Genomic DNA, 17176 nt, shown 5'->3' with positions numbered 1-17176 from the left:
TTTGGACCGTCCGGCAAAATGGGGAACACGGTCCCCTGGCACTCGGGGGAGCAAGATCCCCTGAGCAGGTCGACAAGGAGAGAACTCAGTGGACGACGTTCTGCGGCGCAACCCGCTCTTCGCGGCTCTCGACGACGAGCAGGCCGCGGAGCTTCGCGCCTCCATGAGCGAGGTGACCCTCGCACGCGGCGACTCCCTGTTCCACGAGGGTGACCCCGGGGACCGGCTGTACGTCGTCACCGAGGGCAAGGTCAAGCTGCACCGGACCTCCCCCGACGGCCGCGAGAACATGCTCGCCGTCGTCGGCCCCGGCGAGCTGATCGGCGAACTGTCGCTGTTCGACCCGGGCCCCCGTACGGCCACCGCGACCGCGCTGACCGAGGTCAAGCTGCTCGGTCTCGGCCACGGCGACCTGCAGCCCTGGCTGAACGCCCGGCCCGAGGTCGCCGGCGCCCTGCTGCGCGCCGTCGCCCGTCGCCTGCGCAAGACCAACGACGCCATGTCCGACCTGGTCTTCTCGGACGTCCCCGGCCGCGTGGCACGCGCCCTGCTGGACCTCTCCCGCCGCTTCGGCGTGCAGTCCGAGGAGGGCATCCACGTCGTCCACGACCTCACGCAGGAGGAGCTGGCCCAGCTCGTCGGCGCCTCCCGCGAGACCGTGAACAAGGCGCTGGCCGACTTCGCCCAGCGCGGCTGGCTCCGCCTGGAGGCCCGGGCCGTGATCCTGCTGGACGTGGAGAGGCTGGCGAAGCGGTCGCGCTGACGCGGGTCCCGGCCGCGAAAACCCGGCTGCCGCGGCGTGAGCGGGACGGCACAGTGGGTCCATGACCGTGCTTCCCGCCCCCGGCGGCGTCGACGCCCAGGGCCGCTTCGTCCGCGAAGGCTCCCTCGCGCGCGTGCCGCCCGCCTTCCGCCCGGTCGTGGACGCCGTCCGCGACCGGCTGCCGGCCGTCTTCGGCGCACGCCTGCACAGCGCCTACCTCTACGGGTCGATCCCGCGCGGCACCGCGCGCGTGGGCCGCAGCGACCTGGACCTCCTGATCGCCCTGCGCGACGGACCGGCCGACGCCGACCGGGACGCCGTACGCGTCCTCGGGGAGGCGATCGACGGGGAGTTCCCGCAGATCGACGGTGTCGGCACGCTGCTCTACGGCCGGAAGCGGCTGCTGAGCGACGAGGAACGGTACGACATGGGCTGGTTCGTCGCCTGCCTGTGCACCCCGCTGCTCGGTGACGACCTCGCCGCGCACCTGCCCCACTACCGCCCCGATTCCCTGCTGGCCCGGGAGACCAACGGCGACCTCGCCCGCTGGCTGCCGCGCTGGCGGGAGCGGATCGCGGGGGCGGAGGACACCGAGGAGGCCCGCCGACCGCTGGTGCGCTTCATGTCCCGGCACCTCGTCCGCACCGCGTTCACGCTCGTCATACCCCGCTGGCAGGGCTGGACCAGCGATCTGCGGGAGATGGCCGAGGTGTTCGGCGCGTACTACCCGCGGCGGGCCGCACAGGTGCGTACGGCGGCCGAGTACGGCCGGGAACCGGTCGGCGACCCGGACGTCCTGCGCTCGTACGTCGACGACCTGGGCCCCTGGCTCGCGGCGGAGTACGCGCGCGTGCACGGCGTGAAGGCCCCGCGGCCCAACTAGATCAGCCCGTGCTCGCTGAGGTAGTCGAGCTGGGCCCGGACCGACAGTTCCGCCGCCGGCCACAGCGAGCGGTCGACGTCGGCGTACACGTGGGCGACGACCTGGGCCGGGGTCTGGTAGCCGTTCTCGACCGCGGTCTCCACCTGGGCGAGCCGGTGGGCGCGGTGGGCGAGATAGAACTCGACGGCGCCCTGGGCGTCGTCGAGGACCGGCCCGTGGCCCGGCAGGACGGTGTGCACGCCGTCGTCCACCGTCAGGGACCTCAGCCGCCGCAGGGAGTCCAGATAGTCACCGAGCCGGCCGTCGGGGTGCGCCACGACCGTCGTACCGCGCCCGAGAACGGTGTCGCCGGTCAGCACCGCCCGGTCGGCCGGGAGATGGAAGGAAAGCGAGTCCGCGGTGTGCCCGGGGGTCGGTACGACCCTCAGCTCCAGGCCGCCGACGGTGATGACGTCTCCGGCGGCCAGACCCTCGTCGCCGAGGCGCAGGGCCGGATCGAGGGCACGCACGCGCGTGGCGGTCAGTTCGGCGAAGCGGGCGGCGCCCTCCGCGTGGTCGGGGTGCCCGTGGGTGAGCAGGGTCAGGGCTATGCGCTTGCCCGCCTTCTCGGCGGTATCGACGACGTTGCGCAGATGACCGTCGTCCAGCGGCCCGGGGTCGATCACCACGGCCAGGTCGGAGTCGGGCTCGGCGACGATCCAGGTGTTGGTGCCGTCCAGGGTCATCGCTGAGGCGTTGGGCGCCAGCACGTTGACGGCCCGTTCGGTGGCCGGGCCCGAGAGCACACCGCCCCGGGGCTGGCCCGGCAGGGCTGCTGCGTCGGTCATGCGGGGCCTCCACCGGTCGTGTCAGCGGTCGTCTCAGCGGGCGTCGGAGCGGTCGGGACGTGCTTGGTGAACTCGTCGTGCCCGGGCCAGGAGAGGACGATCTCGCCGTCCTGGAGGCGGGCCCGGGCGAGCACCGGGGTCATGTCGCGCGCGGGAGCGGCGGCCAGTGCCTCGGCGGCGGTGCGGTACGGGAGGAGCTGGCGCAGGGTCGCGACGGTGGGCGGCATCATCAGCAGCTCGCCCTTGTCGTACCCGGCGGCGGCCTCCTCGGGGCGGATCCACACCGTGCGGTCGGCCTCCGTGGAGGCGTTCCGGGTGCGCTGCCCCTCGGGGAGGGCGGCCACGAAGAACCAGGTGTCGTAGCGGCGGGCCTCGAACTCCGGGGTGATCCACCGGGTCCAGGCGCCCAGCAGGTCCGAGCGCAGCACCAGGCCGCGCCGGTCGAGGAACTCGGCGAAGGACAGCTCGCGCGCGACCAGGGCGGCGCGGTCGGCCTCCCAGTCGTCGCCGGTGGTGTCACCGACGACCGATTCGGGGTCGGGGCCGGCCAGCAGCACGCCGGCCTCCTCGTAGGTCTCCCGCACGGCCGCGCAGACGATCGCCTGGGCGCCCGCCGCGTCGACCCCGAGCCGTTCGGCCCACCACGCGCGCGTGGGGCCCGCCCAGCGGATCTGGCGGTCGTCGTCACGCGGGTCGACGCCACCCCCGGGATACGCGTACGCGCCTCCGGCGAAGGCCATGGAGGCGCGTCTGCGCAGCATGTGGACGACCGGCCCGTCCGGGGTGTCCTTCAGGAGCAGCACCGTGGCCGCGCGCCTCGGGGTCACCGGGGTGAGGGCGCCGTCCGCGAGCGCGCGGATGCGGTCGGGCCACTCCGGGGGGTACCACTGACCGTTCGCCATGGCCGGAGGCTATCCCGTGTAGGGCGAATGTTCGAGAGGTACCCGAGGTCAGCGGGCCTGCCGGGGCGTCCTACTGGGCCAGCTCGACCTGGATCTCCACCTCGACCGGCGCGTCCAGCGGCAGCACCGCGACGCCGACCGCGCTGCGGGCGTGCACGCCCTTGTCGCCGAGCACCTCACCGAGCAGTTCGCTGGCGCCGTTGACGACACCGGGCTGCCCGGTGAAGTCGGCCGCCGAGGCGACGAAGCCGACGACCTTCACCACGCGCGCGATGCGGTCCAGGTCACCGACGACGGACTTCACGGCGGCGAGCGCGTTCAGCGCGCAGGTGCGGGCCAGCTCCTTGGCCTCCTCCGCCGTGACCTCGGCGCCCACCTTGCCGGTGACCGGCAGCTTCCCCTCCACCATCGGCAGCTGGCCGGCGGTGTAGACGTACACCCCCGACTGCACGGCCGGCTGGTACGCGGCCAGCGGCGGTACGACCTCCGGCAGGGTCAGACCCAGTTCGGCCAGCTTGGCCTCGACCGCGCTCACGCGTCCGTCTCCGGCTTCTCCCGCTTCAGGTAGGCCACGAGCGACTCCGGGTTAGGCCCGGGCACGACCTGGACGAGTTCGTAGCCCTGGTCGCCCCAGCTGTCCAGGATCTGCTTGGTGGCATGGATCAGCAGCGGCACGGTCTGGTATTCCCACTTCTTGGTCATGGGGGCGACTGTAGCCGCTGTGACCGGGGGGTCCTGCGGCCCACCACGGCCCCCGTTATCCACAGCCTCCCGCGTGAGTGTCGCCCGGACTGGTTAGTCTCGAAGATGTGAGCAGGCTCCAGGTCGTCAGCGGCAAGGGCGGGACCGGAAAGACGACGGTCGCCGCCGCACTCGCGCTGGCCCTCGCGACCGAGGGGAAGCGGACGCTTCTCGTGGAGGTCGAGGGCCGGCAGGGCATCGCGCAGCTCTTCGAGACGGAGGCACTTCCGTACGAGGAGCGCAAGATCGCGGTCGCTCCGGGCGGCGGCGAGGTGTACGCCCTCGCCATCGATCCGGAACTGGCCCTTCTGGACTATCTCCAGATGTTCTACAAGCTCGGCGGCGCGGGCCGGGCGCTGAAGAAGCTGGGCGCGATCGACTTCGCCACCACCATCGCGCCCGGCCTCAGAGACGTCCTGCTGACCGGCAAGGCGTGCGAGGCGGTGCGCCGCAAGGACAGGTCGGGGAGGTTCGCGTACGACTACGTCGTCATGGACGCCCCGCCGACCGGCCGCATCACCCGCTTCCTGAACGTCAACGACGAGGTGGCGGGCCTGGCGAAGATCGGCCCCATACACAATCAGGCGCAGGCCGTCATGCGGGTGCTGAAGTCGCCGGAGACGGCGGTGCACCTGGTGACGCTGCTGGAGGAAATGCCGGTCCAGGAGACCGCCGACGGCATCGCCGAACTCCGCGCGGCCCGGCTTCCGGTGGGCCGGGTCATCGTGAACATGGTCCGGCCGGAGGTGTTGGACGCGGCCGATCTGGAACTCGTACGGACCGTGGAGCGTTCATCGGTCGCACAGGCGCTCTCGACGGCCGGTCTGGGCGGGGCCCGGCGCGGCGGGAACGCCGAGAAGCTGGTGGACCCGCTGCTGGAGCAGGCCGCGGAGTACGCCGAGCGGTACGCGCTGGAGCAGGAGCAGCGCGCGGTCCTCGGCGAGCTGGGCCTGCCGCTGCACGAACTGCCGCTGCTCGCCGAGGGCATGGACCTCGCGGGCTTGTACGAACTCGCCACCGAGCTGCGGAAGCAGGGGTTGTCATGAGTCCGGACCCGGCCGAGGCGCGGGACGCCGCCCCCCACCAGGACGCGGCACGCTCGCGGCTCTCCCCCGCGCGCGTGCTGGACATCGATCCGCTGCTCGACGACCCGAAGACCCGGATCGTGGTGTGCTGCGGCGCGGGCGGGGTCGGCAAGACGACGACCGCGGCCGCCCTCGGACTCCGGGCGGCCGAGCGGGGCCGCAAGGTGGTCGTCCTGACCATCGACCCGGCCAAGCGGCTGGCCCAGTCGATGGGCATCGACTCCCTCGACAACGTGCCGCGCAGGGTGAAGGGCACGGAGGGCGACGGCGAGCTGCACGCCATGATGCTCGACATGAAGCGCACCTTCGACGAGGTCGTGGAGGCGCACGCGGACCGGGAGCGGGCCGCCGCGATCCTGGCGAACCCCTTCTACCAGTCGCTCTCGGCGGGCTTCGCGGGCACGCAGGAGTACATGGCGATGGAGAAGCTGGGCCAGCTGCGGGCGAAGGAGGAGTGGGACCTGATCGTGGTCGACACCCCGCCCTCCCGTTCCGCGCTGGACTTCCTGGACGCGCCCAAGCGGCTCGGCTCCTTCCTGGACGGCCGCCTCATCCGGCTGCTGACCGCCCCCGCCAAGCTCGGCGGCCGCGCGGGGATGGCCTTCCTCAACGTCGGCATGTCGATGATGACCGGCACGCTGGGCAAGCTGCTGGGGGGTCAGCTGCTGAAGGACGTGCAGACGTTCGTGGCCGCGATGGACACCACCTTCGGCGGTTTCCGCACGCGCGCGGACGCCACCTACAAGCTGCTCCAGGCGCCGGGCACGGCGTTCCTGGTGGTGGCCGCGCCGGAGCGGGACGCCCTGCGTGAGGCCGCCTACTTCGTGGAGCGGCTGGCGGCGGAGGACATGCCGCTGATGGGCCTGGTGCTCAACCGGGTCCATGGCAGCGGCGCCGGACGGCTGTCGGCCGAGCGGGCGCTCGCCGCCGCGGAAAATCTTGAGGACCCCCGCATTGTCGATCAGGGGGACGGGAAAGCTGGACTTCGTAACTCTCCCGACACATACGGCAGTTCACGAACTTCCGCGGCCGAGGCGGAGGCACGTCCCGCAGCCGAGACCGCAGCACAGCCGGCGGCCGAGACCGCAGCACAGCCCGCAGCCGAGACCGCGGCACAGCCCGCAGCCGAGACCGCGGCCGAGGCCGCAGCCACCGCTTCCGAGGAAGGCTCCCCCGCCGACACGGAGCGCTCCGTCGACCGGCTCACCGTGGGACTGCTGAGGCTGCACGCCGACCGCATGCAGCTGCTCTCGCGCGAGCAGCGCACGCGGGACCGTTTCACCGCCCGCCACCCCGAGGTGGCGGTGGTCGAGGTACCCGCGCTGCCCGGGGACGTCCACGACCTCACGGGCCTGCGCGACATCGGTGACCGCCTGGCGGCGGGCCGGCCGGAACGCGCGTAGGCCGTAGGCCTGGAGGCAGGTGGGCGGGGCCACAGGACGCGGCGGACCACAGGAACGGCGGTCGCGCGCCGTCACACGCGCCAGGCTCCGCACACACGCGCGGAAGGTGTACGCGGGCGGCTGCCGAAGCGGCCTTGCTCGCGGGCGGCTGCCGAGGCGGCCTTGCCGGACCATGCACCCGTTGCCGGATCGGACCTTGTCCCCGCGATGTGCCCCTGGCGAATGCCCCGGGCGAATACCCCGGGGGGATGCCTCAGCTCACCGCCGCGTAGTTCTCGTACACCTCGTCGTTGTCGAGGGGCACGATGCCCGCGCCCCGCTCGTACTCCGAGCGGGCGGTTTCCAGCAGTCTCCGCCAGGAGGTCACGGTGGGCCGCCGGCGCAACAGCGCGCGGCGCTCACGCTCCGTCATGCCTCCCCACACGCCGAACTCCACGCGGTTGTCCAGCGCGTCCGCCAGGCACTCCGTGCGTACCGGGCATCCGGTGCACACCGCCTTCGCTCTGTTCTGCGCTGCTCCCTGAACGAACAGTTCATCCGGATCGGTAGTGCGGCAGGCAGCCTGCGCACTCCAGTCGGTTACCCAGCCCATACCGGCGCCGTCCTCTCCCGAATCGAGGCTCCCCCACGGCGGCAGCGGCATATTCACCGCCGCCAGTTGAGGACGTTACGGAAGGTGGGGACAGCGCAACACCCCCTGCGGGCCCAATCTTGAATGGCCCGAACGGACTATGGGTAAGCGGCAGATCACCCGCGGGAGTGACCTGGCGACATGCGTGATCATCCCGGCAAACCGGGACAGTCGTGGTACGTCACATCGGGCGCCAGGTGACACACGAGGCGGAATCGGGCTCGCCCTTCTCAGGAGACGGGCTCGTCCCTGGGAATTTCGGGCTACGTCCGGAACGATTCGGGTTCGCCGGACGTATAGCTACGTGACCGCTCGGCTGTGACAGTTGAGAGCAGCTTAGGCCAAGGCCTGCGCGCGTGTCCGGCGAATGGGAGCGAAGACCCCCCGCTTTGCCGTGCCGTGATGCGGTCGCTCCTTCGGAACGCTCAACAGTACGGATTAGGCTGCCCCCATGCCAAAGAAGCGCCCGGGCGGCGGTCTGTCGCCCATGCAGCAGGCCGCCAAGTTCCTCGGTGTCAGTGTGCTCGCCGGAGCCGTGATGGCGGGCATCGCGCTGCCCGCTGCCGGCGCGCTGGGCCTCGCGGCCAAGGGCTCGGTCAAGGGCTTCGACGAGATCCCGGCCAATCTGAAGAGCCCACAGCTCAGCCAGCGCACGACGATCCTGGACGACCAGGGCAAACAGATCGCGACCGTCTACTCCCGCGACCGCACGGTGGTGGACCTCAAGGACATCTCGCCGTACATGCAGAAGGCGATCGTCGCGATCGAGGACTCGCGCTTCTACAAGCACGGCGCCGTCGACCTCAAGGGCGTGCTGCGTGCCCTGAACAAGAACGCGCAGGAGGGCGGGGTCGCCCAGGGCGCCTCCACGCTCACCCAGCAGCTGGTGAAGAACTACTTCATCGAGGAGGCCGGCGACGACCCGACGAAGGTCGCCGAGGCCACCCAGCAGACCCTGGGCCGCAAGATCCGCGAGCTGAAGTACGCGATCCAGATCGAGGACAAGCTCGGCAAGAAGAAGATCCTGGAGAACTATCTCAACATCACCTTCTTCGGCGAGCAGGCCTACGGCGTGGAGGCCGCCGCCCAGCGCTACTTCTCCAAGCACGCCAAGGACCTGAACCTCCAGGAGTCGGCACTGCTGGCCGGCATCGTGCAGTCCCCGAGCCGCTACGACCCGGTGAACGACGAGGCGGAGGCCACCAAGCGGCGCAACACCGTCCTCCAGCGCATGGCGGAGGTCGGCGACATCTCCCAGAAGGAGGCCGACCAGGCCAAGGAGAAGCCGCTCGGCCTGCACACCAGCCGCCCCAAGAACGGCTGCATCACCGCGGTGAAGGGCGCCGGCTTCTTCTGTGACTACGTCCGCCAGGTCGTCCTCACCGACCCGGTCTTCGGCAAGACCAAGGAGGACCGGGCCAAGCTCTGGAACCGGGGCGGCCTGACGATCCGTACGACGCTCGACCCGCAGGCCCAGCAGTCCGTGCAGGCGTCGATCAAGGACCACGTCTACAAGAGCGACGCCGTGGCGACCGCCGCGACCATCGTCGAGCCCGGCACCGGCAAGATCCTCGGCATGGGCCAGTCCCGCCCGTACGGCGTCAACGTCAAGAACGACGAGACGACGATCAACCTGTCGGTCAACGGGGACATGGGCGGCGGCGCCGGCTACCAGCCCGGTTCCACGTTCAAGCCGATCGTCGCCGCGGCGGCCATCGAGGGGGGCAAGCCCCCGACGCAGGAGTACTCGTCGCCGTACGAGATGACGTACCCGAGCCCGGTCTCCGCGTGCGACGGCAAGACCTGGCACGACGACCCGAACAAGCCCACCAAGCTGACCAACGAGAACGAGTCCGAGCGCGGCCCGTACGCCATGAAGGAGGCGACCGCCAAGTCGGTCAACACCTACTACGTGCAGCTGATCAGCGACATCGGCATCTGCCCGGTCATCGACATGGCCAAGAAGATGGGCGTGCAGCGCGCGGACGGCCGCACGATCCAGCAGGCCCCCTCCATCGCGCTCGGCACCCAGGAGATGTCCCCGCTGACGATGGCGAACGCGTACGCCACCTTCGCGTCGCGCGGGATGTACTGCACCCCGGTCGCCATCGAATCGGTCACCAAGAAGGTCGGCAGCGAGCAGAAGTCCCTGCCGGTGCCGAAGTCGACCTGCTCGCGGGCGATGTCGGAGAAGACCGCCGACACGGTCAGCACGCTCCTCAAGGGCGTGGTCGAGGACGGCACCGGTCAGGAGGCCGGTCTCGGCAGCCGCCCGAGCGCGGGCAAGACGGGTACGACGGACGAGCGCTTCGCGGCCTGGTTCGTCGGCTACACCCCGAACATGGCGGGCGCGGTCTGGGTCGGCGACCCGCAGCACAAGCGGAAGATGACCAACATCACCATCGGCGGCGTCCCGCACGACAAGGTCTACGGCGGTGAGGTCCCGGGCCCGATCTGGCGCGACATGATGAGCGGCGCGCTGGAGGACAAGCCCGTGGAGGACTTCCACCTGGTCGACATCCCCGACGACACCCACGAGGGTGATGATCAGGGAAAAGGCGACGGGGGGACGGAGGACGGCAACAACGGGGACACGACGGGACGGCTGACCGGGGGACTGATCGGCGGACCGACGGACGGGGGAACGACCGACGGCAGCACGGGTGACGCGACCGGCGGCACCCTCGGCGGCACCTTCCCCACCCCGACCATCTCCATCCCCGGGAACTTCATCGAGGGCCAGGTCAACGGCGGGAACAACGGGAACGGGATCGGGGGCGGGCGAAGGTAGCCCGTAGCCCTTTGCCGGGTACGACTGCGGGGCCGCACCTCTGTCAGGGGTGCGGCCCCGCTGTCATGAACGGGGGGCCGTGAAGAACGGGTGCCCGCAGAGCAAGGCGGAGCCCGCAGGGAGCCGGGGCCCGCAGGGAGCCGGAGCTCATAGAGAGGGAAGCCCGTAGAGAGGGAAGCCCGTAGAGAGGGAGGCCCATAGGGAGGGAAGCCCATAGGGAGGGGCTCGCCCTCGCTCTTCGGCTCCGCGTGTCAGCCCTGGAGCAGCTTCTTCACCGCGGCGGCGACCCGGCCGCCCTCGGCCTGGCCGGCCACCTTCGGGTTCACGATCTTCATGACGGCGCCCATGGCCCGCGGCCCCTCGGCACCGGCCGCCTTCGCCTCCTCCACGGCCTGGGCGACGATCGCGTTCAGCTCCTCGTCGGACAGCTGCTTGGGCAGGTACCCGGCGAGCACCTCGCCCTCCGCCTTCTCCCGCTCCGCCTGCTCGGCACGGCCGCCCTGCGCGAAGGCCTCGGCGGCCTCACGGCGCTTCTTGGCCTCACGGGTGATCACCTTCAGCACCTCGTCGTCGGAGAGCTCACGCTTCTCCTTGCCCGCGACCTCCTCCTTGGTGATCGCGGCGAGCGTCAGCCGGAGGGTCGAGGAGCGGAGCTCGTCACGCTCCTTGATCGCGGCGTTGAGGTCGGCGTGCAGCTTCGACTTGAGCGTGGTGGTCATGGTCACGATTGTCGCAGGTGCACCGCACGGTACGCCCGCCGATTTACCCGGCGGGCGGTCTCACCACGGCCAACGCGTCTGACACGATGGGCACATGCGCGCGCGATACGGAATCCCCCTGGGAATCGTGGCGGCCGGCGCCGCCGGCCTGGTCTATGCGGCGGGCTTCGAGGCCCGTTCCTTCCGCCTCCGACGGGTCACCGTCCCGGTCCTGCCCCCGGGCATGCGCCCGCTGCGTGTGCTGCAGGTCTCCGACATCCACATGGTGAGCGGGCAGCGCAAGAAGCAGCGCTGGCTGCAGTCGCTGGCCGGACTGCGCCCCGACTTCGTGATCAACACGGGCGACAACCTGTCGGACCCCGAGGGCGTCCCCGAGGTCCTGGACGCCCTGGGCCCGCTGATGGAGTTCCCGGGCGCGTACGTCTTCGGCTCCAACGACTACTACGGCCCCAGGCCCCGCAACCCCGCCCGCTACCTGCTGGAGAAGGTGCAGGGCCGGCACGGCCTGAACGGCAACCCGCCGGTCGTCGGCGCGATCCACAACCCGTGGGAGGACCTGCGGGACGGCTTCGACGAGGCGGGCTGGCTGAACCTGACGAACACGCGGGGCGTGCTGAAGGTCGAGGGCGTCTCGATCGAGCTGACGGGACTGGACGACCCGCACATCAAGCGGGACCGCTACGCCCAGGTGGCCGGCGGCCCGTCCGGGTCGTACGACTTCTCGCTCGGCGTGGTCCACGCGCCGTACCTGCGGGCCCTGGACGCCTTCGCGGCGGACGCCTACCCGCTGATCCTGGCCGGCCACACCCACGGCGGCCAGGTGTGCATCCCCTTCTACGGCGCCCTGGTCACCAACTGCGACCTGGACACGGACCGCGTGAAGGGCCTCTCCACGCACACGGCGGAGGGCCACACCTCCTACCTCCACGTCTCGGCGGGCTGCGGCACCAACCGCTACACCCCGGTCCGCTTCGCCTGCCCACCGGAGGCGACCCTGCTGACGCTGGTGGGGAAGGAGTAAAGGGGCGAGACGGTAAGCGGCAAGGGGCGGGGGCGAGGGGGCGGCCGGGCCAGGACCACGGCCCGCCTGCCAACCGGGAAACCGGACCGGACCCCCGTCCCCCAAACGGACGAGTCCACATGGCCGCCCCCCTCCCCCGCTCCTAGCGTGAGGGCATGACCGCCCCGATACCCAGGGAGATCCCGGACCTGCCCGCGGTCCCGGGCCCGCCCCTGCTGCTGCCCGCCCCGGTCCCGGCCACGGCGGTGGTGGCCCCGGTCCGCCGCCCCCGGGCCGCGGTGTTCCGCCTGGTGACCGCCGTGGCGGCGGCCGCCGGCGTCGCGCTGGAACTCCTGCTGGGCCCCCCGGCCGACATCCTGAGCTACTTCAGCGTCCAGGCCGGCATCCTGCTGACCGTAGTCATGCTCCTGTCCGCGTCGAGGGCCTGGCGGGCCCGCCGTCCGCTCCCGTCGGCCGTGACAGGGGCGACGCTCCTCTACGTCCTGACCTCGGCGCTGGTCTACCACCTGCTCCTGGCCCACACGACGCCCCCGTTCTCCATGACCGGAGCGACGGCACCCCCGGAGCGCTGGCACGCCCAGTGGGCAGCCCTCCAGGTCCTCCACCTCGTGGTCCCGGTGGCGGCCCTGCTCGACTGGCTCCTCCTGACCCCCGCGGCCCGCCTGCACCTGCGCCAGACCGCGGCCTGGCTCCTCTACCCCCTGGCCTACCTGGTCTTCTCCCTCACGAGGCCCGCGTTCCTGCCACCGGCCAGCCCGTCCCGGTACCTCTATCCCTTCCTGGACGTGGCGACCCACGGCTACCGCAGCATCCTGGCCAACGCCCTCCTCATCGGCCTCGCGATCTACGCCCTGGCCGTCCTCCTGGTGGCCCTCGACCACGCCCGCCCGACCCCGGTCCGCCACCCCGCCTAAACCGGATTTCGTCTACAGCCACCGGTGGGCTAAAGTAAACGTCGTCGCCGCGAGAGCAGCGACACCGGGGTGTAGCGCAGCTTGGCAGCGCGCTTCGTTCGGGACGAAGAGGTCGTGGGTTCAAATCCCGCCACCCCGACACAGGTCAAAGGGCCAATCGCATGATCGCGATTGGCCCTTTGTCGTGCTCGGGGGGCCAAACGGGGGGCCAAACGAAGTTGATCAGGCCACCGCGCCGCCCTCTTCCTGCTCCTCCGCCTCCTCCCCTTCCTGATCATCGGCGAAGATGTCGTCCATGGCTTCGGCACCCTTCGTGATCACGGGTCGGAGCTGCTTCCGGTAGACCGCCTCGGTCGTCGCCTGGCTGCTGTGACCGACCAGCAGAGCGATCGTCTCCAGCGGGATGCCATGGTCAGAGAGCAGCGACACGAAGCTGTGCCGGAGCTCCCGCGGCGTCCACTCCGGCTTCAGGCCCGCCTTTCGCACGATGGCCTTGAAGTCGCGCCGGACGTTGGCCGCGTCGAGCGGCTCGCCGGTCCTGGTCGTGAAGACACGGCCGCTCCGGCTCCACTCCATCCCCCTCGATGCCCGCTCCTGCTGCTGCCACCGCAGGTGCTCTTCGAGGACGTCGACCACCTGTTTCGGCAGAGCGATGGTCCGCCGGCTCTTCCTGGTCTTCGTCTCGCCGTGCTTGCGCACCGAGCGCCACACCGCGACGTGCGGCGGGATGCCGTCCTTCGTCTCCAGGAACACGTGGTCCCAGGTGAGGGGGCGCGCCTCCTCCGTGCGGACGCCGCTCAGAAGTGACAGCACCAGGTACGCGTACAGCCGCGAGCCTCGCGCGGCGGCGAGCACGGCTTTGGCCTGCTCCAGGTTCAGTGCCTTGCTCGGCCGGCCGGGGCGCCCCTCCGGGGCGGTGACGAGCAGGGCGACGTTCCGCGCCGCCTTGTCCCTGCGCTGGGCGTGCGCGATGGAGCGACGCAGGATAGCGAGCAGGTCGCGCAGGCTTCGCGTGGCGAGCACTTCGGCCCTGTCGTCCAACCAGTCGTCAACGTCGTCTGCGCTGAGATCCTTCAGCTTCGCCTTGCCGAGCAGCGGAACCAGGTGCTTGTTCGCCATGCTGCGGTTCTTGCTGAGAGTCAGTTCCTCGCGTCCCTTGAGGCCGCGCTCCAACCAGTCGTTCACAGCGTCGGCCACGGTGTAGTTCACCGGTGACTTGACGCCGGTCTGTACTTCCTTCTTCAAGTCCCGGATCTTTTGCCGCACTTCGGTCTTCGTCTTGCCGTAGACCTTCGGCCGGCGGCGCTTGCCGTTCGGGGCGTAGCCCAGGGAAACGGCCCCGACGTACCGCTTCTTGGCCGCGTCCCAATAGATGGTGTCTTGGCCATGACCGGCCCTGGTGGCGCGCTTCGGGGTTTCGCTCATGCTGCGTCGTGCCTCCAAAAGTACAGGGCCGCGCCCTGAAGGACGCGGCCCTGTGGAACGGGTGTTGGGGAATTCAGGCGTTGGCTTCCGCCTCGCGCTTGAGGAGTTCGACGTACTGCGCGATGTACTCCGGCGGCACGAGTCGGCGACGGCCGATGCGGACGGTCTGAAGTCGTCCGAGGCGTATCTCCTCGTAGACCATCGAGCGTCCGATGCGGAGAGCCTTGGCCGCTTCCTCGGGTCGGTAGAGGAGTTGTTCGGCGGGTGCGGCAACGGTGCTCATGCGGCGGTGCCTCCTCGGCAGGGTTCCGGGGGCTGTGGCCCCCTTCCTGTCAGGTCCGCTACTTCCGCTACCTCCGCTACCGCCCTGGTCAAAGGCGTGATCCAAGTAGCGGATGGAGACAGCAGTAGCGGATGGAGCCGCTACCGGCCCTGGAGTCGTGGCCGGGGCGAGTAGCGGATGGAGCGTCGCGGTAGCGGATACGGAGTACCGATCCGCTACCCCTTCTAGGGCTCTGACCTGCCCGGTAGCGCCGGTAGCGGAAGTAGCGGACTTTCCGCGGGGGGCGGGCAGTAGCGCTGCCACGCGTCGTGCAGATCGGTCGCGTAGTAGCCCTTCATGACGCTCCCACCGGTCTTGATGTTGCGGGCCGCAATCGGGGTGTTGTCCGCGGTCATGTACTCCCGGAGCATCCTCGACAGCCCGCGCGCGTCGAGCGGCTTGCCGCTCATGTCCGCCCACGGCGCCTCTTCAAGGCTGTGCAGCCTGTCGAGGATGGCGACGGTGGGCAGACGGTCGATGCCGTTGAACACGTAGTCGCGGAGGTCAGTGAGCAGGCGGATTCCGATGCTGCCCTTGTCGCTGGTCTTGGCTGCGTTCACCAGCTCGATGCAGGCGGCGCGAGCCCGCGCCGGCCATGTGCCTCCAGCGGCGTCCGCGATGGCGAGCAGGGGTTCCCACACATCCGCGGGCCGGTCGGTGATGCCCTCCGGGAGTTCCGGGAACACCCCGTCGACCTGGTCGCGGACGGACTGGGCCCAGGTGGAAAGCCGCTCGCGCAGCGCGTGCCCTTCCTTCTCGTGGATGCGCTGCCGGAACGGCTCCACCTGCTCGTTCGGGGCGCGGCGCCGCATGCGGACGATGACCGAGCGCGTGAGGATCGTGTCCGGCAGCGAGCCGAGCCCGGCAACCGCGACGGCGCAGAACGACGGGAACTCCTGTACCTGCTGGTTGGAGCCGTCGCCCACGCAGCGCCACATGACGCCGGAGCGGCGGTGGCCGGCGTTAAGGAAGCCTCGGAGCTGTTCGTTCTCTCCGGCCTTGGGACCGAAGACTGTGTCGATCTCGTCGAACAGGATCGTGGGCCTTCCCTCCATTCCCGACACCGCGCGGAAGAGCGCGGAGGCGGAGGCATTGACCGCCACCATCGGTTGCGGCACGAGGGTTTCCACGATCTCCAGCGCTCGGGACTTGCCGGAGCCCGGCTCCGGCGACAGGAACGCGAGCCGCGGGGTGGAGTCGAAGCAGTCGAGCAGGTGTGCGTGCGCGTCCCACAGCGTCACGGCGACGTACGCGGCGTCGAGGGGGAAGATGTTGAAACGGCGGTGGAAGGCTTCCACCTCATCGAGCAGGACCGCGCCGTTCGTGGTGGAAGTCATGCGAGGGTCCTCCCTTCCTGTACAGGGGTGGTGCGGTGAGGGCAGACGCCGACGTGTACGCGTCCGGTGAGTTCGGTGACGGCGGCGCGGCCACGAGCCCGTTCGTGGTGCCCGCAGGAGCAAAGCCAGTCGGCCACCGGTACGCCGGTCGTGCGGATCTGGAGACCCGGCATGATGCCGGTCACGGTGACCGTGTGCGGGTCAGAACGAAGAGCAGAAGGGTCGCCCTTGCGGGCGGCGCCTTTCGGCTCGCCCACGGCCGGAGTGGACTCGGCGTTGCCCGCGGCGCGCGGGCCGGACGGGGTTGCGGGAAGGCTCTTCAGTGGAGGGCGGGAGCGGGTGGCCGTGCCGCCGTCCGCTGGCCGTTCCGCGGAGTGGACCAACCTCAGCGAGGAGCGAGAGCGGGGACTCACGCTGCCCTCCGCTGCTGGTTGCGGGCAATCGACCAGTTCAGCCCGCTGCGAATGGTGGCCATGCAGGACCGCGGGGACAGACCGGCCTGCTCCCCCGCCAACTGAAGAGCCTCCTCAACCTGCTCCCTGGGGAGGTCGCCCCACGCGACGAACCGCCCCAGGGCTCGCGCCGCCCGGAGCAAGGTGGCGTTGCGCTCGCCCTCCGGAGCCTGCCGTACGGACGCCGTTTCGGCGTTCAAGCCCGCTGCGGCGTACTTGGACGCTCGGACAGCCGACGGTGCAGCCGTTAGTGCCCGCGCGGAGTGACAACCCGTCAGATGGGCGCTGAGCCATTCGGGCAGAGGGGCGGGCTGCACGTCGTTGACGAGCGCGTAGGTACCCGCACGGGTGATGCTGCCGGGGGCGACCACGTAACCGCCCCACGCCCGGGTGTCGATGCGCTTGCCGAGCCGTCCGGCCGTGTTGCCGAGCCGCAAGTCGGCCGGAGCGGTGAAGTACAGGTGGACGCCACCGCTCGCGGTCCGCACTGTGCGGGTCGTAGGCACAGCTTGTCCGGCGCGCTCGCAGAGCGCCGTAAAGGTCGTCACGCCGCTAGGCGTGTCCGTGCTGCTCTTCCGCTTGGGCATGTCGAGGTCGACCACGACCAGCCCGGACGGGCCGGTCGCAATGCCGACGTTGAACGGCAGCTCGCCCCACGCCCGACGAATGCGGTCCGGGTCGATGGTGGCGCGCTCCTCCCACTTGCGGTGACCGCCGGCGCAGTCTCCGATGCCGGGGCACACGTCCTCACCATGTAGGGCGGGGCGCTTGCCGCCGGGGCGGAGCGGGAGGACGGCCCAGCCGCGCTCCGCGGCGTCGAGTGCGGCGTAGAGGAGGTGGCGGTTCATACCCTCACCCCCAGCGTGCTCGATGGGGTGGCATGGGCCGGACGGCCCTCGCCGAATGCACGACGTTGGGTCATGCTTGAGGTCTCCTGTTCTCTATGGAGGGACTGGAGAA

Annotated in this window: 17 protein-coding genes and 1 tRNA gene; 8 read left to right on the top strand and 10 right to left on the bottom strand. The window is 70.6% G+C overall.

The annotated features are described in order from the left end of the window. The first annotated feature begins 88 nt into the window (after positions 1 to 88). Positions 89 to 763 (top strand): Crp/Fnr family transcriptional regulator, encoded by a 675-nt coding sequence (locus tag OO52_RS18505; RefSeq protein ID WP_014674022.1) that lies wholly within the window; start codon positions 89 to 91, stop codon positions 761 to 763. 61 nt (positions 764 to 824) lie between these two features. Beyond that, the gene (locus OO52_RS18500; protein WP_030648488.1) at positions 825 to 1646 is read left to right on the top strand and encodes a nucleotidyltransferase domain-containing protein; all 822 of its coding nucleotides are present in this window, start codon (positions 825 to 827) and stop codon (positions 1644 to 1646) included. Here OO52_RS18500 and OO52_RS18495 read toward each other — a convergent pair. The 4 genes from OO52_RS18495 to OO52_RS51555 all read right to left on the bottom strand — a co-directional run bounded on the left by OO52_RS18495 (position 1643) and on the right by OO52_RS51555 (position 4077). Further along, positions 1643 to 2473 (bottom strand): MBL fold metallo-hydrolase, encoded by an 831-nt coding sequence (locus OO52_RS18495; protein WP_030648486.1) that lies wholly within the window; start codon positions 2471 to 2473, stop codon positions 1643 to 1645. The genes OO52_RS18500 and OO52_RS18495 overlap by 4 nt on opposite strands. Beyond that, the gene (locus OO52_RS18490; protein WP_030648483.1) at positions 2470 to 3375 is read right to left on the bottom strand and encodes an NUDIX hydrolase; all 906 of its coding nucleotides are present in this window, start codon (positions 3373 to 3375) and stop codon (positions 2470 to 2472) included. Before OO52_RS18490 ends, OO52_RS18495 begins: the two co-directional genes overlap by 4 nt. A gap of 70 nt (positions 3376 to 3445) precedes the next feature. Beyond that, complete coding sequence (locus tag OO52_RS18485) at positions 3446 to 3910, bottom strand: RidA family protein (RefSeq protein ID WP_030648480.1); 465 nt, start codon at positions 3908 to 3910, stop codon at positions 3446 to 3448. Further along, positions 3907 to 4077, bottom strand: coding sequence for a hypothetical protein (locus tag OO52_RS51555; RefSeq protein ID WP_167347933.1), 171 nt, complete (start codon positions 4075 to 4077; stop codon positions 3907 to 3909). Before OO52_RS51555 ends, OO52_RS18485 begins: the two co-directional genes overlap by 4 nt. Before the next feature lie 107 nt (positions 4078 to 4184). On the opposite strand from OO52_RS51555, the gene OO52_RS18480 reads away from it, so the two are divergent. Together OO52_RS18480 and OO52_RS18475 are read left to right on the top strand one after the other, a co-directional pair. After that, entirely contained in the window at positions 4185 to 5162 is a 978-nt protein-coding gene (locus OO52_RS18480) for an ArsA family ATPase (RefSeq protein ID WP_030648477.1), read from the top strand. After that, entirely contained in the window at positions 5159 to 6604 is a 1446-nt protein-coding gene (locus tag OO52_RS18475) for an ArsA family ATPase (protein ID WP_030648474.1), read from the top strand. The genes OO52_RS18480 and OO52_RS18475 overlap by 4 nt, the downstream gene beginning before the upstream one ends. Positions 6605 to 6857: 253 nt before the next feature. Here OO52_RS18475 and wblA read toward each other — a convergent pair whose 3' ends face one another. Continuing rightward, positions 6858 to 7196 carry a transcriptional regulator WblA gene (gene wblA / locus OO52_RS51550; RefSeq protein WP_018547931.1) on the bottom strand — a complete coding sequence of 113 codons (339 nt, stop codon included), beginning with the start codon at positions 7194 to 7196 and terminating at the stop codon, positions 6858 to 6860. Positions 7197 to 7686: 490 nt separating this feature from the next. Here wblA and OO52_RS18465 point away from each other — a divergent pair, with 490 nt between their 5' ends. Then, the gene (locus OO52_RS18465) at positions 7687 to 10026 is read left to right on the top strand and encodes a transglycosylase domain-containing protein (protein WP_030648471.1); all 2340 of its coding nucleotides are present in this window, start codon (positions 7687 to 7689) and stop codon (positions 10024 to 10026) included. Positions 10027 to 10277: 251 nt separating this feature from the next. Here OO52_RS18465 and OO52_RS18460 read toward each other — a convergent pair whose 3' ends face one another. Further along, a complete protein-coding gene (locus OO52_RS18460) occupies positions 10278 to 10745 on the bottom strand; it encodes a GatB/YqeY domain-containing protein (RefSeq protein ID WP_030648469.1) in 468 nt (155 codons plus the stop codon). A gap of 94 nt (positions 10746 to 10839) precedes the next feature. On the opposite strand from OO52_RS18460, the gene OO52_RS18455 reads away from it, so the two are divergent. From OO52_RS18455 to OO52_RS18445, 3 genes are all read left to right on the top strand, one after another. Continuing rightward, the gene (locus OO52_RS18455) at positions 10840 to 11766 is read left to right on the top strand and encodes a metallophosphoesterase (protein WP_030648465.1); all 927 of its coding nucleotides are present in this window, start codon (positions 10840 to 10842) and stop codon (positions 11764 to 11766) included. A 155-nt stretch (positions 11767 to 11921) separates the two neighbouring features. Continuing rightward, positions 11922 to 12680, top strand: a complete 759-nt coding sequence (locus OO52_RS18450; protein ID WP_030648463.1) for a Pr6Pr family membrane protein — start codon at positions 11922 to 11924, stop codon at positions 12678 to 12680. A gap of 65 nt (positions 12681 to 12745) precedes the next feature. After that, positions 12746 to 12819, top strand: a tRNA-Pro gene (locus tag OO52_RS18445). Positions 12820 to 12902: 83 nt separating this feature from the next. Here OO52_RS18445 and OO52_RS18440 read toward each other — a convergent pair. The 4 genes from OO52_RS18440 to OO52_RS18425 all read right to left on the bottom strand — a co-directional run bounded on the left by OO52_RS18440 (position 12903) and on the right by OO52_RS18425 (position 17064). Then, the gene (locus OO52_RS18440; RefSeq protein WP_030648459.1) at positions 12903 to 14105 is read right to left on the bottom strand and encodes a site-specific integrase; all 1203 of its coding nucleotides are present in this window, start codon (positions 14103 to 14105) and stop codon (positions 12903 to 12905) included. Between the two features lie 73 nt (positions 14106 to 14178). After that, complete coding sequence (locus OO52_RS18435; protein WP_030648457.1) at positions 14179 to 14388, bottom strand: helix-turn-helix domain-containing protein; 210 nt, start codon at positions 14386 to 14388, stop codon at positions 14179 to 14181. A 224-nt stretch (positions 14389 to 14612) separates the two neighbouring features. Next, positions 14613 to 15764, bottom strand: a complete 1152-nt coding sequence (locus OO52_RS18430; protein ID WP_030648455.1) for a DUF3631 domain-containing protein — start codon at positions 15762 to 15764, stop codon at positions 14613 to 14615. Positions 15765 to 16173: 409 nt separating this feature from the next. Continuing rightward, positions 16174 to 17064 carry a bifunctional DNA primase/polymerase gene (locus OO52_RS18425; protein WP_030648453.1) on the bottom strand — a complete coding sequence of 297 codons (891 nt, stop codon included), beginning with the start codon at positions 17062 to 17064 and terminating at the stop codon, positions 16174 to 16176. Positions 17065 to 17176: the final 112 nt, after the last annotated feature.

This window comes from Streptomyces flaveolus, assembly GCF_000716535.1.
Classification (GTDB): Bacteria; Actinomycetota; Actinomycetes; order Streptomycetales; family Streptomycetaceae; genus Streptomyces; species Streptomyces flaveolus_A.
This window is presented reverse-complemented; position numbering and strand designations above follow the sequence as displayed.